The sequence below is a fragment of the Mycobacterium ulcerans subsp. shinshuense genome (assembly GCF_002355775.1).
Taxonomy (GTDB): domain Bacteria; phylum Actinomycetota; class Actinomycetes; order Mycobacteriales; family Mycobacteriaceae; genus Mycobacterium; species Mycobacterium marinum.
Genome location: NZ_AP017624.1, coordinates 2,280,253 through 2,302,294, shown reverse-complemented (window position 1 = coordinate 2,302,294; position 22,042 = coordinate 2,280,253). Strand labels below are relative to the sequence as shown.

Annotated in this window: 9 protein-coding genes and 2 pseudogenes; 3 read left to right on the top strand and 8 right to left on the bottom strand. The window is 66.7% G+C overall.

Annotated elements, in window-relative coordinates:
- Positions 1–39 precede the first annotated feature (39 nt).
- Entirely contained in the window at positions 40–2,073 is a 2,034-nt protein-coding gene (locus SHTP_RS10385) for a PE family protein (RefSeq protein WP_096370536.1), read from the top strand.
- 185 nt (positions 2,074–2,258) lie between these two features.
- Here the strand turns inward: SHTP_RS10385 and SHTP_RS10380 are convergent, their stop codons facing one another.
- From SHTP_RS10380 to lpqS, 5 genes are all read right to left on the bottom strand, one after another.
- Positions 2,259–2,696 carry a VOC family protein gene (locus SHTP_RS10380; RefSeq protein WP_096370535.1) on the bottom strand — a complete coding sequence of 146 codons (438 nt, stop codon included), beginning with the start codon at positions 2,694–2,696 and terminating at the stop codon, positions 2,259–2,261.
- A 109-nt stretch (positions 2,697–2,805) separates the two neighbouring features.
- Positions 2,806–3,039 carry a Trm112 family protein gene (locus SHTP_RS10375; protein WP_096370534.1) on the bottom strand — a complete coding sequence of 78 codons (234 nt, stop codon included), beginning with the start codon at positions 3,037–3,039 and terminating at the stop codon, positions 2,806–2,808.
- A complete protein-coding gene (locus SHTP_RS10370; protein ID WP_096370533.1) occupies positions 3,032–6,016 on the bottom strand; it encodes an acyl-CoA synthetase in 2,985 nt (994 codons plus the stop codon). The genes SHTP_RS10375 and SHTP_RS10370 overlap by 8 nt, the downstream gene beginning before the upstream one ends.
- 146 nt (positions 6,017–6,162) lie before the next feature.
- A complete protein-coding gene (locus SHTP_RS10365; protein ID WP_096370532.1) occupies positions 6,163–7,275 on the bottom strand; it encodes an FAD-dependent oxidoreductase in 1,113 nt (370 codons plus the stop codon).
- 161 nt (positions 7,276–7,436) lie between these two features.
- Entirely contained in the window at positions 7,437–7,865 is a 429-nt protein-coding gene (gene lpqS / locus SHTP_RS30685; RefSeq protein WP_477497728.1) for a putative copper homeostasis (lipo)protein LpqS, read from the bottom strand.
- A gap of 450 nt (positions 7,866–8,315) precedes the next feature.
- Between lpqS and SHTP_RS10355 the strand changes: the two genes are divergently transcribed.
- Positions 8,316–10,085, top strand: a complete 1,770-nt coding sequence (locus SHTP_RS10355; protein ID WP_096370531.1) for an ABC-F family ATP-binding cassette domain-containing protein — start codon at positions 8,316–8,318, stop codon at positions 10,083–10,085.
- Positions 10,086–10,099: 14 nt separating this feature from the next.
- Positions 10,100–11,383 carry a cytochrome P450 gene (locus SHTP_RS10350; protein WP_096372413.1) on the top strand — a complete coding sequence of 428 codons (1,284 nt, stop codon included), beginning with the start codon at positions 10,100–10,102 and terminating at the stop codon, positions 11,381–11,383.
- Here the strand turns inward: SHTP_RS10350 and SHTP_RS10345 are convergent.
- The 3 genes and pseudogenes from SHTP_RS10345 to SHTP_RS10335 all read right to left on the bottom strand — a co-directional run bounded on the left by SHTP_RS10345 (position 11,366) and on the right by SHTP_RS10335 (position 22,027).
- A pseudogene (locus tag SHTP_RS10345) lies at positions 11,366–12,428 on the bottom strand (type III polyketide synthase). The gene SHTP_RS10350 and the pseudogene SHTP_RS10345 sit on opposite strands and share 18 nt — an antisense overlap.
- Before the next feature lie 154 nt (positions 12,429–12,582).
- On the bottom strand, positions 12,583–15,672 hold the full coding sequence (locus tag SHTP_RS10340; protein ID WP_096372412.1) for a type I polyketide synthase: 3,090 nt from the start codon (positions 15,670–15,672) through the stop codon (positions 12,583–12,585).
- 5 nt (positions 15,673–15,677) lie between these two features.
- A pseudogene (locus tag SHTP_RS10335) lies at positions 15,678–22,027 on the bottom strand (SDR family NAD(P)-dependent oxidoreductase).
- Positions 22,028–22,042 lie beyond the last annotated feature (15 nt).

Below are 22,042 nucleotides of genomic sequence, written 5' to 3'. Positions count from 1 at the left end.
CTGGGTGGCCGCCGCTCGCGAGCGTAGAGGAGCCAACCAATGTCGTTTTTGATCGCAGCACCCGAGATGCTTACGGCGGCGGCAGCGGACACCGCGACGATAGGGTCGACGATCAGCGCCGCCGATGCCATAGCGGCCGTCCCCACGACCTCGGTGCTGGCGGCCGCCGCCGACGAGGTCTCGCTAGCGATCGCTGGCCTGTTCAGCGCGCACGCCAAGCAGTATCAGGCATTCAGCGTGCAAGCGGCGACGTTCCATGAGCAACTCGTTCGCTCCCTTGCCGCCGGCGGCTTCTCCTATGCGACCGCCGAGGCCGCCAATGCATCACCGTTGGAGTTCCTGCTGGACGCCGTGAATGCACCCACCCAAACGCTGTTCGGACGCGACCTGATCGGCAACGGTACCGACGGAGCTGCCGGTACCGGAGCGAACGGCGGAGATGGCGGGCTGCTGTGGGGCAACGGCGGCAACGGCGGGTCCGGCGCGACCGGGCAGGTCGGCGGTTCCGGCGGAGCGGCCGGGCTGATCGGCACCGGTGGCACCGGAGGGGCGGGCGGCACCGGCGCGGCCGGTGGCACCGGCGGCGCCGGCGGGTGGCTATTCGGGGACGGGGGCATCGGTGGGACCGGTGGCGCCGGCGCCACCGGCGGTTCCGGCGGCGCCGGTGGGGTGGGATTCGGCAGCGGAGGCACCGGCGGATTCGGCGGTGCCGGCGCGGCCGGCGGTACCGGCGGCGATGGTGACCTGCTGTGGGGCAACGGCGGCGCAGGCGGGCAAGGCGGCACCGGAATAACGGGCATAAACGGGGGCTCCGCCGGCCACGGTGGTAGCGGCGGCAACGCGGTTGGGCTATTGGGCTCCGGAGGCGCAGGCGGGCAAGGCGGTACCGGTCTGGCCGGGATCGACGGCGTCAGTTCCCACGGCTCGGGGACGGCATCCACCGGCGCTGCCGGAACCAATGTGGAACATTCGACCGCGCCGCCCCCGACCGAGATCTATGGCAGTGCGGGAGGTCCGGGCGGTGGCGGCAGCCTCGACAGTCTCAACGGCGGCACCGGCGGTGCCGGCGGGAGCGCGACGGTGCACAACACCCAGAACGCAATCGGCGGCAACGGGGGTGACGGGGGTGCCGCCGGCCTCTTCGCCATCGGTGGCAACGGGGGCGACGGTGGGCGCGGGGGCGATGCGCTAAACGACTACTCCACCGTGACCGGCCCCTCCGCGACAGGCGGTAATGGAGGCGCCGGTCATGATGGCCACATCGGTGGCGGCGCCGGTGGCACTGGCGGGGCCGGCGGCAACGGCACGTCCGCCGACGGTGTGGGCCACGGCGGCAATGGTGGTATCGGCGGCAACGGAAACTCGGCCTCCAACGGCGGCGGTGATGGCGGCAACGGCGGTGCGGGCGGTACCGGCGGCCACGGTGGGCTGCTGATCGGCAACGGGGGTGCCGGCGGTATCGGTGGCACGGGAGGGTCCGGCGGAGCCGGCGCACCGGGCGGCATCGGAGGTGGCGGCGGCGGGGGCGGCATCGGCACTGCGACCAATTTGGGCATCGCTGCCGAGGGTGGGCTCGGCGGCGGCGGCGACGGCGGCGATACCACTGCCGTCGGCGGCAATGGCGGCACCGGTGGCGTCGGCGGCAACGGCGGTAATGCCAGCTCGGTATTCGGATTCGGCGGCAACGGTGGCGCCGCCGGTACCGGTGGCGCCGGAGGTGCCGGCGGGGCCGGAGGTGCCGGCGGGGCTGGAGGTGCCGGCGGAACCTCCAGCGTCAGCGGCAATATCGGCGCTGTCGGAGGCAACGGTGGCGACGGCGGCGACGGCGGCGACGGCGGCGACGGCGGGGCCGCGGGCGCTGCCGGCGGCGCGGGGGGCCAGGGAGGTTTTCTCGGCAGCGCTGGTAGCGCTGGTGGCTCCGGTGTTGGCGGTGCCGGGGGCGCGGCCGGCAACGGCGGTAGCGCCGGCGCCGGCGGCGACGGTGGTGTCGCGGCGGGAACCTTTGGCGTGAATGGCAGCGACGGGGCCGACGGTAACCAGGGCGCACCCGGCACCGCCGGTCAGGATGGGTAGCCGACTGGATAGGCCGACGATAGGTCGCAGCGTTGTCGCCGATGCCTAGTGCGTGTCTGACACTCCCGGCTGCCAGACGATCGGTGCGGTGCGGCCGGCAACGGCGCGACAGTCGATCCCCTACTGGACGAACTCAGAGCCCCGAGTGGGTAAGCGGCACAGCCAAAGTGGGCCGATTTCGGATGTCAGCGCGCCGTCAGCTCCTCGGCGAGCATCACAATGATGCCGCTGGGACCGCGTAAGTAAGTGAGCTTATAGATGTCCTGATAGGTCGCCACGCCGCGTAGTGGACGGCATCCGCGCCTCGCGGCAATCTCGAGAGCCTGGTCGATATCGTCGACCGAGAAGGCAACCCGATGCATTCCAATCTCGTTGGGCAGCATGGGCTTCGACTCGATCACCGGTGGGTGGATGTACTCGAAGAGCTCGAGACGACCGTGCCCGTCTGACGTCTGGAGCATCGCAATGTTGGCGTGGTTGCCATCAAGGCCGACGGCAGCGTCGGCCCATTCACCACTCTCCGTGTCACGACCGACGACCGTGAGACCGAGGTGGGTGAAGAAGGAGATCGTTGCTTCGAGGTCGCGAACGGCGATGCCGACATTCTCGAGTTTGATGGCCATGCGTAGCACGCTACCGGGCCGGCCCCAGCCACGAATCCTCGTCGCGTTCGTTGTGGCCGTAGGGACGTTCTCCGATAGTCACGCCCCGCCGCATTGTCGGGTTGCGACGTCAGCCCGCCGGCGAATCTGTCGGTAAGCCCGCTGCCGTGAAGCGAGCGTGCTCATCGTCGGTGACGTCGCGGGCCTGATCGATCAGCAAGACCGGAATGTCGTCGTCGATCCGATATGCGCGCCGTAGCCGCGGGTTGTAGAGCAGCCGGCCCCGTTCGCCGTCCTCGACGAGCAGCAGCGGACCCCGGTCGGCCGGGCATACCAGGACCTTGAGCAGCTTCTCGTCAAGCATCGCCGGGCGCCTCGCCGCTGAGTTCGGCACGTACCGCCGGCGTCAACCGCCGGAACTCGCTGGTGTCGGCATCGAAATACCACGCCTGACGTCCCGGCTTGGGAAGCCCGGCCGCCCGCAGGGCGCTGACCGTTGGACGGTAAGTCGCGCTGAGCGGGAGCGTCGGCACCACGTGCACGAGGTCGGGGCCCAGGCCGATCGGCATGCCGGCCACGGCATCGGTCAGATCGGCTCCCGTGATGGTCGCGCCCGGGCGCAGTGTCACTGCCGATACCGCGAGCTGATGCTCGCCGACCGAGACTTCGTAGGTGACCGCAAGGTCGACGGCGTCGATGAGGCCGAGCGCGTCGGTGACGGGTTCGGCATAGATCATCCCGCGCGCGGTGCGCGCCACCGAGCCGCGCCGGCCCACCAGCCAGAAGTCTCCGTCCTCGTCGCGGCGGAACAGGTATTCGGTGGATATCCAGGTGTCGGCGGGGGCAAAAACCCCGCGTTTGACCGAGGCCGTCGGATCGATGGGCCCTCTGGATTGGGCCAGCAGCACCCCGACCTGGTTTGCCTCGGCGATCTGCACGAAGCCACGCTCGTTCTCCAGAATCAGGTCGTGTTCGGCATCGTAGGCACCGAGCTCAACACGTCCGGCCCCGGGCAACGGACGACCTTTGCTGTCGATCTTGGCGCCGGACACGTTGGCCAGCACCGCCTGTCCGTCGGTAGTAGCGAAGAATTCGACGACGTGAGCGGGTGCGAACGTCTCGACGACGCGCTCCCAGAGTCCGGTCGGCATCCCAGAGCCGATGAACAGCCGCACCGGATGGTTACCGTGGAACGCAAACTCGGGATTGTCGACCACGTCACGCAGCATCGCCCAGGTGTAGGACACCACCGTCACGCCGTATCGCCGCACTTCGTTGAGGAACCGATCGGGCCGCAATCCGCGGGACAGTGCAATGCGGGCGCCTCCAACAACCGCACCGCCCAAGCTGACCAGCAGCGCGGACTCGTGGTGCAGCGGCGTCAACGCATAGACCGTGTCCTTGCGGTCCAGCGAGGCCGTGGAAGCGGTTCCAAAAGCCGACACCGCCCAGCGATAGTTGGTGATCTCCTTCGCCACCAGCTCACCGCCGATTCCGCTGAACGCGATAAAGGCCAGATCCCTTGCTAGACCGGGGTTCTGCCGATACCAGGCGGGCAGTTCGACGGCGTCCGGGTCGATCTGTTCCATGTCGATGACGTCGGCGTCCTCGGGCAGGTCCAGATCGCGCGCCTCGCCACCGCCCAGCACCAATATCTGCCCCGGCAGTTGCCGCGCAGCAGCGAGATTGGTTGGGTCAGCCAAGATCTCGGTCGCTCCCCCGAGCCGAACCTGGGCGGCCAGGTCGACGTCCTGGCGCATCAGCACCGCCACCGCCCCCAACCGGGACAGCGCCGCGATCGCGACCAGGGCGCTGGGCCGTGTCTCCATCAGCACGCCCACCCGGTCACCTTGTCGCACACCGACTTCGATCAGACCCCGAACGACGTTGTTGATGCGCCGGTTCACGGCCTCGTAGGTGTGCACGCGATCGTCGAACAACAGGAATTCGCCCTGCGGTGCGTCACGTGCTTGCTCATCGATGATGCGGCCCAGCGAAATTCGGGTGTGGTCATTGAGTTGGCCCAGTCGAGCCAGGCGCGGCAGCGTGCGGACCGTTTCGACGGCCAGGGTGCGTACCGATCTATTGGCCGCAAAGACCGCCTCAGCCGCACCGCGAGCCACGGCCAGCGCCACCTCCGAGACCTCCCCGAGGCCGTGCGCGACGCGGGAGCTGAACGCGACACCGCTGTCGGTGTGTTCGGCCGGCTGCTCGACCATCAGGCTGATGTTGGCCGGCTTGTCTGCGTCGCGAGACAGCCAATTCACCCAGTCAGCGACGGTCGGCCAGCTCTGCTGGGCAGCCCTGGATCCCACGACGAGGCCGAAATGACCCGTCCGGATCAGGCATTCGTAGACATCGGTGTTGGGTGCCGCGCGCCGGATACCGCGCACCGACGCCGGCTGCCCGATGTCGTCGACTTCGCCGACGAACGCCAGTACCGGGCAGGTGATATCGGTGAGTGTCACCATCTGCCCGTTGATGGCGAAACCACCGGTCATCATTCGGTTGTGCGCAATGAATTGCTTGAGCAGCTCCGAGATCGCCGGACCCGACCAGGCGATCCACCCCTCGCGCTCGAGGAATCTGCGCTGCTGCTCGCGCGGCAGCAGCGCTTCACGGTCGTGCAGCTGACGCACGAAATCCACCCGGGCCTTGGCGGTCTTGAGCGGGTCCATCATCTGAAAACCGGCGCGCGCCATCCAACTTGGGATATCCAGCCGGTTGAAGACGTGATCGGCCATGAAGTCTGCGATGGCGGCCCCATAGTTGGCCGGAATGCCCATCGGCAGAGCCGCCAAGGTGTCCACCGGGGAGCCGAACGCCACGATGCTGGCGATGTTCTTGGAACGCCGATACGCGGCGGCCTGATAGCAGAACATGCCCCCTTGCGAATACCCGACGATGTGCACGTCGCTGCCGGTGGTGTCCTTGACCGTGTCGATGACTTCACTGAGCGCCACGATATGGTCGGCGAGGTTGCGGCGCATGCCGCCCTCGACTTTGTCGGGTGAGCCGAAGTCGATGACCCAGGGGTCCAGTCCCCGGGCATGCAAGATTCCGACGGCGCCTTCTTCTCGGGTGACGTCCCACATGTCGGCCGACATCATCATCGGGTGCACCATCAACACCGGCGGTCCGACCGGCGACTGACCCGGCCGGTTGTCCGGCGGAAAGTATCGTCGCAGCTTGTACATGGGTACGCTCTCGACGATCTGCGAAGGCGATGGGACGCTGCCCGTTTCCAGGCCTCCCAGCCGTAGCACTTCCAAACCATTCTGGGCGGTGGCCACCAGACGCTCGACCGGACGTGTGACCATCCACAAATTGAGATCCACCACTGCTCCTGAGTGCTCCCTGCATAGGCCTTAGGCGTGGCCATCATGGCACATACGCGCGCTGCGCGGTTTTGGTCACGCTGTTTGTCGGCCGAAAGACCCCGCAGACCCCGTCCCGGCGGTGCCGGACACACGTGCGCGGATCCGGGTCAGGCAACGCCCTGTCTGGCGAATATTCGGTAGGCCAGATCGGCAACCTCCTGGGCACATCCCCAGGAGAGGCTGATGCCGGCGCCACCATGACCGTAGTTGTGCACGATCCGAGTGCCGCGCTGGGCTTCCAGCCGCACTCCGTCGCGGCGGAAGGGGCGCAACCCGACCCGTACAGGATGAATCACGTCTGGTGCAGCGCTGCGCAATGCCGGCAAGAACTCGACGCAGCGATCGAACATCATGCGCAACGGCGGATAGTCAGCCAGGTTCAATTCGGTGTGGTATCGGTCCGGCTCGACGAGCCCGCCCAGCACCAGCTGATCCGATCCGCGAGGCACGATCGAGATCAGGTTCTGCTGGTCGGTAGCGGCATCGTTTGCCACCACGTGAGCTGCGGTTACCCGCGAGGTCGCGGCACGTTCCTGCAGCACCCGCAGCAGCGCGCCGCGGTGCGGAACCACGGTCGTGTCCTCGGCCAGCTCTCGCGCGCCCAGTCCCGCGCAGTTGATGATCGATTCGGCACGATATTCGGTCAGCAGCCGATTTTCCTGATTGATCAACGGGCCGAAGATCCGTCGGCGGTCGACGCAGACGCCCGCATTCTTGGCCTCGCGAGCAAGCCAGGCCAGATACCAGTCGGTATCAATGGTGGGTGCCAGGTAGGAATAGGCGTCGATCACACCGGAGTCCCGGTTGACGCCGTGCCTATCGATCAGCGCCGGGTCGTGGACGAACCCGGGGACAAATCGCTTCACCTCGGACATCTTCGCGAACTCGATCGGGTCGTCCTCGATGCGGCGGCCGAAGTAGTACACCGCCGGCCTCAGGCCCACCCCGGTACCCGGATCCGAGGCGAGCTGGGCGAAGCGCAGGTAGGAACGCATCGCCCAACCCGCGTATCGAGCCAATACCGCCTGGTCGTGGTAGCGGCCGCACCGCGACGGCGGCCACTCCCACATCGCCCCGGACGCCGAGGACACCGCGTCAATGCCGAACCCGTCGGCCGCGACGACGACCTGCCAACCCCGCTTGGCCAGCACCATCGCGGTGGTCCATCCGCTCACACCGGCCCCGATGACCACGACCCGTGGCCGGTCCCCGGGCGTCATGACCACACCCGCTTCGCGTTGGCACAACGCACCGACCCAGTGGGGCCGGCATTTGTCTGGTGGCACCTTCGGTCCACAACACGATTCACGACATTCTCTTTCCTGCATCAAGTGCCGCGAACACGCGGCGTCGGACCTGGACAGCGGCGAACGCTGACCGGTCAGCGGCGAGAGATGCAGTTCCGGGCCAGGATGCTCCGGCCCGTAACGGTCATGACAAGGCGAATGGACCCAGGCGATCCCGGCGGCCCTCGGGTGGCCGAGAACACCGTTACAGCCAGCCAAGCGACCAGCGCGACCTCGGTCACCAGGACGCCCGGTCCAACGGCGCCGGTTATCCAGCCGTGCTGTATCGCGTCGGGGCAAGCTTGCGCCTGCCGCACGCAGTGGCAATCGCGGGCGGCCCGCACACCGGGCGATCCAGCAAACACTTGACCGGACGCGGCGATCAGGTTTGGCAGTGCCCGACCAGCGGCACTCTCGGCCTGTCGCCCGTGGCGCGCAATGAGGCTCCCGAGCAACCAAACGACGGCGACCGCGGCGATCAGGTAACGCGGCCACGGTTTCAGGAGAGTCCTCTCAAAGCACATGGCAGCGATCAGACTAGCACCCCTAGGGGGTATATCCCAGCACGAAATCGGCCAGCCCGGACTAGCGCGGCAGCATGCCCCGAATACGAGCTGTTGACGTGGTTCTTTCGAGCGAACACCGGAGGCGCCACGGCGCGGCGCCACAACTCGGCTATACCAAGTACCCGTACTGGGTATAACGGGAATGCGGCCGCTCCCCCGTCGCCACCGCCGAGCATCCCTTCGACCTAGTCACCCAACCACCCCGACGCAACAGGTCGCCGTCTCGGCGAAGAAGCGACGTTCACTCCCCCACCCACACCCATCGGTCGGCGTGTCGCGCAAGACCCACCCAGCAAATCTCCGACGACCGCCTTCTCGGCGAGCACATCCCCCGGTCGGCGGGGCGACCGATGTTGGGTCGGCGACCGAACGCACGCCACCGGCATCCTCGCCGGTAGTTTTGGGCTGGTGGCACACCTACTCGGGGCCGAGTCCGTACACCAGGCATATCCGACTCAGGTGATATTCGACTCGGTGACATTGGGCGTCAACGATGGCGCACGCATCGGGATCGTCGGTCGAAATGGGGACGGCAAGTCCAGTCTGCTGGGGCTGCTCACTGGAGAGCTGCAACCGGACTCCGGCCGGGTGACCCGCCGCAGTGGCTTGCGTATCGGCGCGGTCAGCCAAAGCGACACCCTGGACCCGAGCCATACCGTCGGTTGGACACTTGTCGGGGACCAGCCCGAACACCAGTGGGCCGGCAATGCGCGCATCCGCGAGGTGGTCAGCGGCCTGGTATCCGACATTGGCTGGCACGCCAAGGTTGGCACGCTCAGCGGCGGCCAGCGCCGGCGTGTGCAGCTGGCCCGCCTCCTGATCGGCGACTGGGATGTGATCGCCCTGGACGAGCCCACCAACCACCTCGACATCGAAGGAATCACCTGGCTGGCCAGCCACCTCCAACAACGCTGGGCGCGCAACACCGGCGGACTGCTACTGGTCACCCACGACCGCTGGTTTCTCGACGAGATCGCCACCACCACCTGGGAAGTTCACGACGGAATCGTGGAGCCCTTTGAAGGCGGTTACGCGGCCTACGTGCTGCAGCGAGTGGAACGCGACCGGCTGGCGCCCACGGCCGAAGCCAAGCGGCAGAACCTGATGCGCAAAGAGTTGGCCTGGTTGCGGCGCGGCCCGCCAGCGCGAACCTCTAAACCGAAGTTCCGGATCGAGGCCGCAAATCAACTGATCGCCGACGTGCCGCCGCTGCGCAACACCGTCGAACTGGCCAAGCTCGCCACCGCCAGGCTGGGCAAGGACGTCATCGATCTACTCGACGTGTCGGTATCCTACGGTGACCGCCCGGTGCTGCGTGAGGTCGAGTGGCGGATCGGCCCGGGTGAGCGCACCGGCATCGTCGGCGCCAACGGCGCCGGAAAGTCCACCCTGCTGGGGCTGATCGCCGGGACCATCCAACCCGACTCGGGTCGCGTCAAGCGCGGCAAGACCGTCCGGCTCGCCGTGCTTGATCAGCAGGGCGACGCGCTGGCCTCGGCCGCCGAAGACCGGATCGCCGATGTGTTGGGCCGGCTGCGCGCCGACTACCAGGTCGACGGGCGCGAAGTCACCCCGACACAGTTGCTGGAGCGCCTGGGCTTCGCCAAGGGGCAACTGTCCGCGCGAGTCAGCGAACTCTCCGGCGGGCAGCGGCGGCGGTTGCAGCTGATGCTCACCCTGCTGTCGGAACCCAACGTGCTACTTCTCGACGAGCCGACCAACGACGTCGACACCGACATGCTGACCGCCGCCGAGGACCTACTCGACTCCTGGGCCGGCACCATGATCGTCGTCTCGCACGACCGCTATCTGCTCGAACGAGTCACCGATCAGCAGTACGCGATCCTGGACGGCCAGCTGCGCCATCTGCCGGGCGGCATCGACGAATACCTGCAACTCGCGGCACGTCCGGCGGCCAAGGCCAGTCAGGAACCGGCCGCGCCAGCACAGGCGATGTTGGGCGCTCAGCGCCGGGCCGCCGAGAAAGAGTTGACCGCACTCGACCGCCAACTCGCCCGTCTGGCCGAACGCATCGCGGCAAAGCACACCGAGCTCGCCGAATACGACCAGTCCGATCACGTCGGGATCACCGAGCTGACCCAGCAGTTGCGGGCGCTCGAAGACGAGGTTGTCGCGACCGAGGAGCGTTGGCTCAAACTCTCCGAGACACTTGAATGAGCACCTACCGGACGGTGCCTTACCGTCCCGGGGAGGCACTGTTGGCGCTATATCGGCGCCGTGGCGCATTCATCGACGCGGGAGTCGGGCGCCACGGTTTCGTCTATCTGCTGGGCCCCGAGGCGAACAGGTTCGTGTTCGCCAATGCCGACGCGTTCAGCTGGCGCGAGACGTTCGAGAGCCTGGTGCCCGTCGATGGACCGACCGCACTGATCGTCAGCGACGGCGAGGATCACCGCCGTCGCCGCAGCATCGTGGCGCCCGGACTGCGGCACCGAAGCGTGCAGGACTATGTCGCCACCATGGTGTCCACCATCGACAACGTCATCGACAGCTGGCGGCCAGGGCAACCACTGGACATTTACCAGGAGTTTCGTTGCGCGGTGCGCCGCAGCACGACCGAGAGCCTGTTCGGCCCACGGCTGGCCTCCCATTCGGACTATCTGGGCCGACAACTGCAGCCTCTGATCGACCTGACCCACCGGTTGCCCCAGGTGATGCAACTACAGCAGCGGCTCAACTCACCGGGTTGGCGGCGGGCGATGGCCGCGCGCACCCGCATCGACGAACTGATCGATGCCGAAATCGCCAACGCTCGCGCGGAGCCCAGCCCCGACGACCGCATGCTGACCGCACTGATCAACGGCCGTTCCGAAGAAGGCTGCGCGTTGAGCGACAACGAGATTCGCGACTCCATCGTTTCGCTCATCGCGGCCGGCTACGAGACCACCAGCGGAGCGCTGGCGTGGGCCACCTACATCTTGCTCACGTTGCCCGGCGCCTGGGAGACGGCGGCCCGCGAGGTTGCCCGGGTGCTCGGCGGCACCGCGCCCAGCGCCGAGACCCTCGGCGCTCTCACCTACCTCAATGGCGTTGTGCACGAAACGCTTCGGCTCTACTCACCGGGTGTGGTCTCGGCGCGCCGGCTGATCCGCGACCTCTGGTTCGACGGGCACCGGATCAACTCGGGACGGCTGCTGATCTTCAGCGCATACGTAACCCATCGAATCCCCGAAGTATGGCCGAATCCCACACAGTTTCTCCCGCAGCGCTGGGATCCCGCCGCACCGGACTACCGCAAGCCCGCACCTCATGAGTTCATCCCGTTCAGCGGCGGACTGCACCGCTGTATCGGGGCGGTGATGGCCACCACCGAGCTGGTGGTGCTGCTCGCCCGGCTAGTCGCGCGCACCAGGCTTAGGTTGCCCGCTCAACGCATCCGCGCGGCCAATTTTGCGGCGCTGGCCCCCAAACCGGGCTTGAGAGTCGAATTCGTCGACTCAGTGCCAGCGCAGTAACACCAGCTCCGCGCAGAATCCGGGGCCCATGGCCAGCATCAGACCCGGGCTGCCGCTGGGCGGACCTTTGGCGATGGTGTCGCGCAGAATGTGCAACACCGACGCCGAGGAAAGATTGCCGATTTCGCCCAATGAGCGCCACGTCAGCTCGAGGGCATCCGGGGGCAACCCGAGGCTGTTGGCGATCGCGTCGAGGACCTTGGGGCCGCCCGGGTGACTCACCCATGCACCGATGTCGTTCTTGGTCAGATCGTGCATGGCCAAGAAGGCATCAACGTCGTCTGGCAGGTATTCCTCGATCAGATTCGTCAATTCCGGAGCCAGCCTCAGCTGCAGCCCGTGAGACCCAACATCCCAGCCCATGATGTCCAGCGACTCCGGGTACAGGCGGCTGCGCGAGTCGAGGATGTCAGGGCCGCCGGCACGAATCTGTTCCGCACGCCGGTCGCCGACGGCGACCACGGCCGCTGCGCCGTCGCCAAACAACGCCGTCCCCACGATGCCCGATACGGTGGGTTTGACGGCCGGATAAGTGAGCGAGCACAACTCGACAGCGATCAACACCGCGACGCCGTCGGGCGCACCCCGCAGGTAGTCATGCAGGCGCGCCACCCCGGCCGCACCCGCCACACACCCCAGGCCGAAAAGCGGCATCCGGCGTACGTCGGGGCGAAGTCCGAGGCGGCCAGCAATCCGGGCATCCAGCGACGGGACCGCGACTCCGGTGACCGTCGTGGTGATGATCAGGTCGATGTCCTGAGGCGTCAATCCCGCCTCGTCAAGCGCGCCCATCAGGGCCTCAATGCCAAGATCCACGGCTTTTTCGATGAAGATCTCGTTTGCATCGCCGAAGTCGGTCAGCGCCGGGTATTGCTCGATCGGCAAAACAAATTGGCGGCTGTTGACCTTCGCCGCGGCATGCATGCGCCGAAACAATCTCTTCATGTTCCTGCAGACCGGGGAACTCGAGAAACGACTCGGTGATCTCACTTTGGCTATAACGATGCGGTGGTAACGCACCAAACACACCTGCGATAACGCTCATTGCTCTGCCCTCAATTACTTATCGGCCAGCCCACCCGTAGCGATACTGAAGTTTAGGCGGATCTGCGGGGTCTCGCAAAGTCGCACGTATTCAACACATGTCACATATGCGACCAGTAATGCCGGCGTAATTTGTGCTGTGCAGCGCAAATTCGTCAGTCAGGGTCGTCGTCTTCGGAGTCGAGCGCCATCGCAACAAGCGCCTCAGGACTCAGCGAGTCGATGACATCGTCGCTGACAGCTGCATCGGGTGCCAGGCTTTCGTCCTGGCCGGCCAACAGCAATAACTTGTCCAGCATTCCGCTTCGCCTGAGCTCACGAACGGGAATGGTTCGCAGGACCGACCAGATCTTGTCGTCGTCTGATTCTTCGTGATTGCCACCGGACAGCTGTTCATCAAGGTGCCGGGCCAGCGCCATTGGCGTCGGATAGTCAAAAATGATGGTTCGCGACAGCGCTAAGCCGGTTACGGCACGCAACCGATTGCGCAGTTCCACCCCGGTCATCGACTCAAACCCAAGATCTTGGAAGGCACGTTCCGCGTCGATCTGGTGGCTGTTCGAGTGGCCGGTGGCGATCGCCGCGTGTAGGCACACCAGATCAACCAGTTGACGAAAGCGCTCCTTGGAATCCACACTGTCCAAACGCGGCCGCAGCCCTGACTCGTCGCTGCTATCGGCCTTCCTGCCAGCGCCTTCACCTAGCCAAAACCGCTGCCGCGCGAAGCTATATGTGGGCAGAGTAACCGTCCGGGCGCGCAGACCGGCGAACGCCGCCCGCCAGTCCAGGTCCGCACCGTCGACGTACAACTGGCCCATCGCGGTGAGTAGTGATTCGACTTCCGGACGACCCTTGGCCAGCAACGCAACTGATGTGCCCAGGCCGGCGCTCGGCCCGGTTTCGAGGAATGTCGCGGCGCCCAATGATTCGGCCAAGGCCACGCCGTCGGCGAACCGGACGGGTTTGCGCACATGCTCGACCCAGTAGCTGGCGGTTCCGTATCCCGCCGCAGCCAGCTGCCCAGTCATGTCGGACACCAGGGCAATCCGCGGCTCGTGGGCGACGATACCGCTGATCGTGGCGCCGAACTGCACCATCATCGGCTCCATCAATGCCGAATGGAATGCATGTGAGACCGCCAACCGGTGCGCCCGACAACCCTGGCCCGTCAGCCGATCCGCTACCACGGCTGTCGCGGCCTCCGGGCCCGAAATCACCACCGAATCCGGCCCGTTGACCGCGGCGATGCTGACGCCTTCCTCCAGCATCGGCGCCACCTGTGCCGCGCTGGCCGCTACCGCCACCATCACCCCGCCGTGCGGCAGCTGCGCCATCAACCGACCCCGCGCCGACACCAGTCGCACCGCGTCCGTCAGCGTTAGCACCCCGGCCACGTGAGCCGCCGAGATCTCTCCGACCGAATGGCCCATGACGAGATCGGCGACCACGCCGCAGGCCTGCAACAACGCAGCCAACGCGACTTCCAGGGCGAATACCGCGGGTTGAGCGAATTCGGTGCCCTCGAGCAGCGACGCATCCGCACCCCAGATCACTTCTCGCAACGGAAGACGAAGGTGTTCGTCCAACGCGTCAGCCACCGTGTCAAAAGCCTTGGCGAACGCGGGGAACCGGCCATAGAGATCCCGTCCCATGCCCAACCACTGCGCCCCCTGTCCCGGGAAGACCAGAACGGTCTTGCCCCCCGAGCCGGCACGTCCGGCAACCAGGTTGACCCCCGGTTCGCCTGAGGCTAAGGCCGCTAACCCCGCCATGAACCCACCGCGATCACCGCCCACCAGCACCGCCCGATGCTCGAACACGGACCGCGTCGACAGCAGCGACCAGCCGACATCGGCCACATCGATCGAGGGCAGCTCGGCCACCCACGCAGCCAACCGCTGCGCCTGCCCCGCCAACGCCGCCCGAGAACGCGCCGAAACCAGCCACGGCACGGTCGCTTCCGTACCGTCGGGGTCCGCCACGGCCTCTTGCGGGATCGGAGCCTGTTGCACGATCACATGCGCATTGGTGCCGCCCATGCCGAACGACGACACCCCGGCCTGGCGGGGCCCGGCTCCGCGCGGCCAGGGTGTGAGTGTGGTACTGACATGCAGGCCATGGCTTTCCATGTCTGTCCCGGCGCTGTCGCCAACGTAGTTGAGACTGGCCGGTATTGCGCCATTCTCTAGCGAGAGCACCGTCTTGATCAGGCCCGCGGCTCCGGCGGCAGCGCCGGTGTGGCCGATATTGGACTTCACCGAACCCAGCCACACCGGGGTCTCGCGTGTGGCAAAGACCTCGCTCAGCGCCTGGGCCTCTGTGGTGTCGCCGATTCGCGTGCCGGTTCCATGTGCCTCGATGTAGTCGATCTGGTTGGGATCGACGCCGGCGCTGGCCATCGCCCGCCGCATCACGTCGGCTTCCGCGGCGGCCGAGGGAGCTGCCAGTCCACCCGCCGTGTGCCCAGCGCTGCCCAGGGCGGCGCCCAGAATTACTGCGCGGATACTGTTTCCGTCCTCGAGCGCGGCGCGCAATGGCTTGAGCAGCACCAGGCCGCCACCCTCGCTGCGCACGTAGCCGTCGGCTCGTGCGTCGAATGCGTAGGTGCGGCCAGAGGCCGACACAGCTCCGAACTCTGTTTCCAGCCGGCCGGTTTCGCTCGCCAAGTTGAGGTGAATGCCGCCCGCGATCGCCATCGTGGCATCACCTGCGCCGCGCAGGTATTCCCGGGCCAGGTGCACCGCGACCAGCGAGGACGATTGGCCACAATCGACGGTCATGCTGGGACCGTGCAGGGCGAAACCGTAGGAAACCCGGTTGGCGATCATCCCCCGACTGGCCCCGGCGAACGAGTAGTGATCGAGCTTGCCCGGGGCCTGGTCCAGCGTCAGCAACGCATAGTCGTCGTTCATTGCCCCGAGGTAGACGGCGATGGGCTCGCCGCGCACGGATTCCGCAACGATGCGGGCGTCTTCGAATAGTTCCCATGCCAGTTCCAGGGCGAGTCGCTGCCGTGGGTCCATCGCCGCCGCCTCGCGCGGTGACACATTGAAAAATTCGGCATCGAAGTCGCCGACATGGTCAATGGGTTTGGCGACTTCGTGCCCCTCAGACACCAGTTCCCAGAACTCACCGGGGTTGGCCGCACCGGGAAACCTGCATGCCACTCCGATGATCGCCACAGCCGATGCGAACTCTTGATCGCCGTCGCCATGCTGCCGGCGCAGACTCGTCGCCCGCGACATCACGCCTACGGTCCTAGTTCCTCGTCCAGGATGGCAAAGAGTTCGCTTTCGCTGGCGGAGCTGATGTCATCATCGTGGCTGTGGTCTTCCCCCCTCGACTGCGGGGATGTCAAGTCGGCCAGCAGGCCGTGGAGCCGATTCGACACCCGTTCCCTGTCTTCGGCAGTCCAGTCGGGCTCGTTGATCATGCTGTCGAGTTCGCGGGCCACCGCATCGAACCGAGCCAGCCGGTTCGGCTGTTCATCGGCGGCAGCGGGTGACAGCGAGCTGAGTTGGGTGCTGAGGTGTTCGGCCAGTGCCGCCGGGGTTGGGTAGTCGAAGATCAACGTGGGCGAAAGTGTCAGTCCGGTCGAGCTTTTGAGGCGGTTCCGTAGCTCCACGGCAGGCAGCGAGTCGAAGCCAAGGTCCTGGAACGGCTTGTTGGCATCGATATCGACGCTGGCGTTCCCGAGAACGGTGGCGGCGTTGGTGCAGATCATGTCGACAAGTTCGCGGCTACGTTGTTCGGGGCTCAGGGTGTACAGGCGGCTGATCAGAGCAGTCATCGAGGCACTGTTGTCGTTGGCGTCGACGACGCGGCGCACCGAGCGAGTGACCAAGTCACGCCAGATCGGGGGAACCTCCGGGTTGGCGCTCAGCGCAGCGACATTGAGCTGGGCAGCCACCACGCCGGGGCGCTCGCCGAGCAGCGCGGCATCCAGCAGGTGCAAGGCATGTACGGTGCTCAGCGGATCGAGTCCGACCTGCCTCATCCGGGCCAGGTCCCGATCCCCCAGGTGTTGCGTCATGGTGCTGGGTTGTTCCCACAGTCCCCAAGCGATCGAGACAGCGGGTAGGTCCTGGCCGCGCCGGTAGGCGGCGAGACCGTCCAAGAACGCGTTGGCGGCGGCGTAGTTGCCCTGACCGGGGGCCCCTGCGATGCCGGCCAGCGACGAGAACATGACAAATGCCACCAGATCCATGCCGTGGGTCAGTTCATGCAGATTCCAGGCTCCGGCTGCCTTGGCCCGCAGCACCGGCTCCACCCGATCCGGTGTCAAGGAGGCGAGCACCGCGTCGTCGAGCACACCCGCCGCATGGAATATCCCCTTGAGCGGGTAGCGGTCCGGCAGCTGCGCCAGCAGCGCCGCGACCGCATCGCGGTCAGCCACATCACAGGCGGTCACCGACACCTGGGCGCCGCCCTGCTGCAGTTCGGCAACCAGATCCGCGATTCCCGGCGCCTGCGTTCCAGCCCGGTTGACCAACACGACGTGGCCCACGCCATAGCGCTGCACCAGATGCCGGGCCACTGCTGCCCCGGCCATCCCGGTGCCGCCGGTGATCAACACGGTCCCTCCGGACAACACCGATTGCGCGGCCGGTCCCTGCGGCAGGGTCAAGACCACCTTTCCGATGTGGCGGGCCTGACTGACGTAGCGGTAGGCCTGCTGTGCCGACCGAACATCAAACAGCTTGAGCGGCGGTGCTTTTAGAATTCCTGCCTGAAGCAGTCCGACGACCGCGGAAAGCATCCGCGCGATCGCGTCCGGGCCCGCCTCCATCAGGTCGAACGCCCGGTAGCTCACCCCCGGGTACTCGTCGGCAACGGCTTGTGGGTCGCGCAGGTCGGTCTTGCCCATCTCGATGAATCGCCCGCCGGAAACCAACAATCGCAGTGACGCGTCGGTGAACTCACCGGCCAGCGAGTTGAGCACCACATCCACCCCGGCGCCGCCGCTGGTCTTGCGGAACTTCTCCTCGAACTCCAGCGAGCATGAATCACCAATGTGTTCGTCATCAAAGCCCATTGCCCGCAACGTATCCCATTTGCCACGGCTAGCGGTCACGAAAATTTCGGCGCCCCAATACTTTGCCAGCGCCACCGCGGCCATACCGACTCCGCCGGCGCCTGCGTGTATCAGTACCCGCTCGCCGGCTTTGAGACCGGCCAACACCGACAACCCGTAGAACGCTGTGAGGAACACCACCGGTACACCTGCGGCCTGGGCCAACGACCATCCAGCAGGAACCGTCGTCACCAACCGCTCATCCACCACCGCTTCAGAGCCCACGACACCCACCAAACCCATCACCGCATCGCCAACGGCCAGGCCCTCCACTCCGGGGCCAACCTCGACGACCACGCCGGCGCCCTCGGCACCCAACGCCCCACCGCCGGGATACATCCCCAACGCCACCAGCACGTCCCGGAAATTCACCCCGGCCGCACCGACCGCGACCCGCACCTGGCCGGCGGCCAGGTCCACTCGAGGACACGGCTGCACCAGCACATCCTCGAGCGTTCCCCCACCGCCAACGGCCAACCGCCACGGCCCTTCCGGCAGGTCCAGCCCTGATCCGGAATCGATGAATCTCAACCGGGCCCCATGTATGACACCGGAGCGCACCACCAATTGCGGCTCCCCACAAGCGACGGCATCGGCAATGTCCACCGAATCATCGGTGACCACCAGTACCACGCGCCCCGGATGCTCCGCCTGCGCCGAGCGCGTCAGACCCCACACCGCCGCGCCCGCCAAATCGGTAACACCTTCGCCGGCCAGGCCCACCGCGCCCCGGGTCAGCACAACCAGAACACCGGGATCATCGCCTGCCAACCACGACTGCAGCTTCGCCAGCGCCTCGTTCACCCGCTGGCCGACCGCGACGTCACCGTCGGCAGAGCCGGACTCCCACAACACCACATCCCGAGCCGAGTCGCTCGCGCTGAGTTCCGGTGATGTCGGAGACCACGCAACCTCGAGCAGCCGGCCGCTGATGATGCCTCCGGCCGCAATCACGGCCGCCGACAACACCTCACCAGAAACGGCGCGAACTACCAACTGTTTGACCGATAGCACCGGCAGTCCGCGCGGGTCGGCCAGCTCCACCGACACCGACCCCGCATCCGCCGGGGTGATGCGTACCCGCAGCCGCGCCGCCCCCGCCGCATGCAGCGACACCCCCTGCCAGGAGAACGGCGGCATCAATTGATCGGTCGCGGTGGCGAACCCCCAGGCATGCAGGGCGGCATCCAGGACCGCCGGATGGATCCCGAAGCCCTGCACCGTCGCATCCTCGGGAGCGACCACCTCCGCATAGATTTCGCGCCCCCGCCGCCACACCGAGCGCAACCCGCGAAATGCCGGTCCGTAGCCATAACCACGGGCAGCGAATCGGTCGTAGACGTCACTCACATCCACAGCGAATGCGCCCACCGGCGGCCACACCCACAGGTCGACACCATGGCCGACGCCGCTGGCGCGCAGCACGCCTTCGGCATGCAGCACCCACGAATCGCCATCCGCAGTCGACGAAAACACCGACACGGTCCGCCGGCCCGATTCATCGGCGCCGCCGACGACCAACTGCATCCGCACCGTGCCGGTCTGCGGCAGCGCCAGCGGTGCCAGCAAGGTCAACTCCTGTACCAGCGGGCAGCCGACCTCATCGCCCGCCCGCAGCGCCAGCTCCACGAATCCGGCGCCCGGAAACAGCACCACCCCGTCCACCGTGTGATCGCGTAGCCACGGGTGCAGTTCTGGTGACAACACGCCAGTCAGCACCAGTCCCCCCACATCGGGACGCTCCACCACCGCCCCCAGTAGCGGGTGACCGACACCTGTCAGACCAGCGCCGGTGAGCTTGGTCTGGTCAACGCCCAGCTCCTTGAGCCAGTAGCGACGCCGCACAAAGCCATAGGTGGATAGGTCCGTGCGCTGTGCGCCCAAGCCCGCAAACGCCTCACGCCAGTCCAAAGCTCGACCATCGGCGAACAATTGACCTAGCCCGAGGAGCAGCGCGTCGTTCTCGGGGCGGTCCTTGATCAGCAGCGGGACCGCTGGCGTCTCACGAGTCAACGACTGCTCGACCAACGCCGTCAAGCCGCCGCTGGGCCCCACCTCGACGAAGGCGGCGGCTCCCAATGACTCGGCCAACGCCACACTGTCTGCGAAGCGCACCGGCTTGCGTACATGCTCTACCCAGTACGCTGCCGATCCGTAGCCTGCCTCGGCCAGCTGGCCTGTAACGTTGGATACCAGGCTGATCCGCGGCCGGCTCGCCGAGACACCCTTCAACACCTCGGCGAAGTCCGGCAGCATCGGGTCCATCAACTCCGAGTGAAACGCGTGCGAGACGGCCAGCCGATGCGTCCGTCGTCCCAGTGCCGCAATCCGATCCACCACCTCGCCGACGGCGCCTTCCGGGCCTGAAATCACCACCGAGTCAGGCCCATTGACCGCCGCCACCGCAACCCCGGACCCCAGCAGCGGCGTCACCTCCTGTTCGGACGCGGCAACCGCGACCATTGCCCCACCCGCCGCTAGCCCAGCCATCAGCCGGCCCCTGGCCGCCACCAGCCGTGCCGCATCGGGTAGGGACAGGACACCCGCAACATGGGCCGCCGAGATCTCGCCAACCGAATGCCCGAGCACTAGATCGGGCACGACTCCCAGCTGTGACAGCAAGGCAGCGAGCGCGACCTCCACCGCGAACAGCGCAGGCTGCGCGAACTCTGTACTTTCCAGCAACCCCTCATCGGTGCCCCACATGACCTGCCGTAGCGGTAGCCGCAGGTGCGCATCCAACTCCGCCGCGACCGCGTCGAATGCCGTGCGGAACGCCGAAAACCGCTCATACAGAACGCGTCCCATGCCCAGGTATTGGGCGCCTTGGCCGGGGAACACGAACACCGTCTTGCCGGTCGATCGCGCGCGGCCCACCACGGCGCCCGCGCCGTGCTCGCCGGCGACCACACCGGCAAACCCGTCCATCAACTGCGTGCGGTCGGTGCCCACCACCACCGCCCGATGCTCGAACAGCGAGCGGGTTGCGGCCAGCGACCAGCCCACATCCACCGGGTCGAGATCTGGATGCTCTTCGGCCCAGGACAGCAACCGTTGCGCTTGGTTCGCCAACGCCGGTGCTGAACGCGCCGACAACACCCACGGCACGGTTGGGGCGCCGCGATCAGGCTCGGCGAGATCGTGTTCGGCGGTGGGGGCTTGTTCGAGGATCACATGCGCATTGGTTCCGCTGATCCCGAAGGAGGAAACCCCCGCGCGCCTGGGGCGCCCCAGATCCGGCCACGGCCGTGACTCGGTCAGCAGTGAAACCGCCCCCGCCGACCAATCCACGTGCGGCGTCGGCACATCCACGTGCAGCGTCTGGGGCAGCACACCATGCTGCATCGCCAACACCATCTTGATCAGCCCGGCCACGCCCGCCGCCGCGGAGGTGTGCCCGATATTGGATTTGATCGAGCCCAGCCACAGGGGCTCGGTGCGGTCCTGTCCATAGGTGGCCAAAATCGCCTCGGCCTCAATCGGATCCCCCAGAACGGTTCCGGTGCCGTGGCCTTCGACCACGTCCACGTCGGCCACCCCCAGCCGAGCGCTGGCCAGCGCCGCCCTAATCACCCGTTGCTGTGACGGCCCATTCGGTGCTGTCAAACCGTTGGAGGCGCCGTCCTGATTGACCGCCGAGCCCCGCACGACTGCCAGCACCGGGTGACCCAACCGCTGTGCGTCGGCCAGTCGCTCCACCACCAGCACCCCGGCCCCCTCCGACCAGGTGGTGCCGTCGGCGGCACCCGCATACGCCTTACATTACACAACCCGTCGGCGGCCAGCGCTCGCTGCCGGCTGAACTCCACAAATGCCGCGGGGGTCGCCATCACTGTCACCCCGCCGACCAGCGCGAGATCGCACTCTCGCGAACGCAATGACTGCGCCGCCAGATGCAGCGCCACCAAGGACGAGGAACACGCGGTATCCACCGACACCGCCGGCCCCTCCAACCCCAGCACATACGCCACCCGGCCCGAGGCGACACTCAATGTCGAACCGGTGAGCCCGTATCCTTCCAGCTCACCTTTGACTTCGCCGCCATAACCGGCGTGAATCACTCCGACGAATACCCCGGTCGCGGAGCCACGCAACGTGGTCGGATCAATCCCGCTGCGCTCCAAAGCCTCCCACGAGACTTCCAGCATCAGCCGCTGCTGCGGATCCATCGCCAAGGCCTCGTTGGGACCAACGCCGAAAAAGCCGGCGTCGAAGTCTCCGGCATCCGCCAGGAATCCGCCCCGCCGTGTGTAGGTCTTGCCACGCGCGTCCGGGTCCGGATCGAACATTGCGTCGATATCCCAGCCCCGATCGGAGGGAAACTCCGGGACGGCATCGCGGCCTTGGGTCAGCATCTCCCACAACGATTCCGGAGAATCCGCTCCCCCGGGATACCGGCAGCCCATGCCAACCAGCGCCACCGGCTCGGAGAGCTTGTCCTCCAACTCCGCGACCCGCCGGCGAGTGCGCCGCAGATCCGCGGTCAGGCGTTTGAGGTAATCAACATGCTTGGTGGTTTCCGTCAAGATTGCTCCTCGTAG

Bases quoted from the DNA above. Each gene is read 5' to 3' on its own strand.
- SHTP_RS10375 (WP_096370534.1), bottom strand. From the start codon at position 3,039: ATGCTTGACGAGAAGCTGCTCAAGGTCCTGGTATGCCCGGCCGACCGG.
- lpqS (WP_477497728.1), bottom strand. From the start codon at position 7,865: ATGTGCTTTGAGAGGACTCTCCTGAAACCGTGGCCGCGTTACCTGATC.
- SHTP_RS10340 (WP_096372412.1), bottom strand. From the start codon at position 15,672: ATGTCGCGGGCGACGAGTCTGCGCCGGCAGCATGGCGACGGCGATCAA.
- SHTP_RS10380 (WP_096370535.1), bottom strand. From the start codon at position 2,696: ATGGCCATCAAACTCGAGAATGTCGGCATCGCCGTTCGCGACCTCGAA.
- SHTP_RS10385 (WP_096370536.1), top strand. From the start codon at position 40: ATGTCGTTTTTGATCGCAGCACCCGAGATGCTTACGGCGGCGGCAGCG.
- SHTP_RS10365 (WP_096370532.1), bottom strand. From the start codon at position 7,275: ATGACGCCCGGGGACCGGCCACGGGTCGTGGTCATCGGGGCCGGTGTG.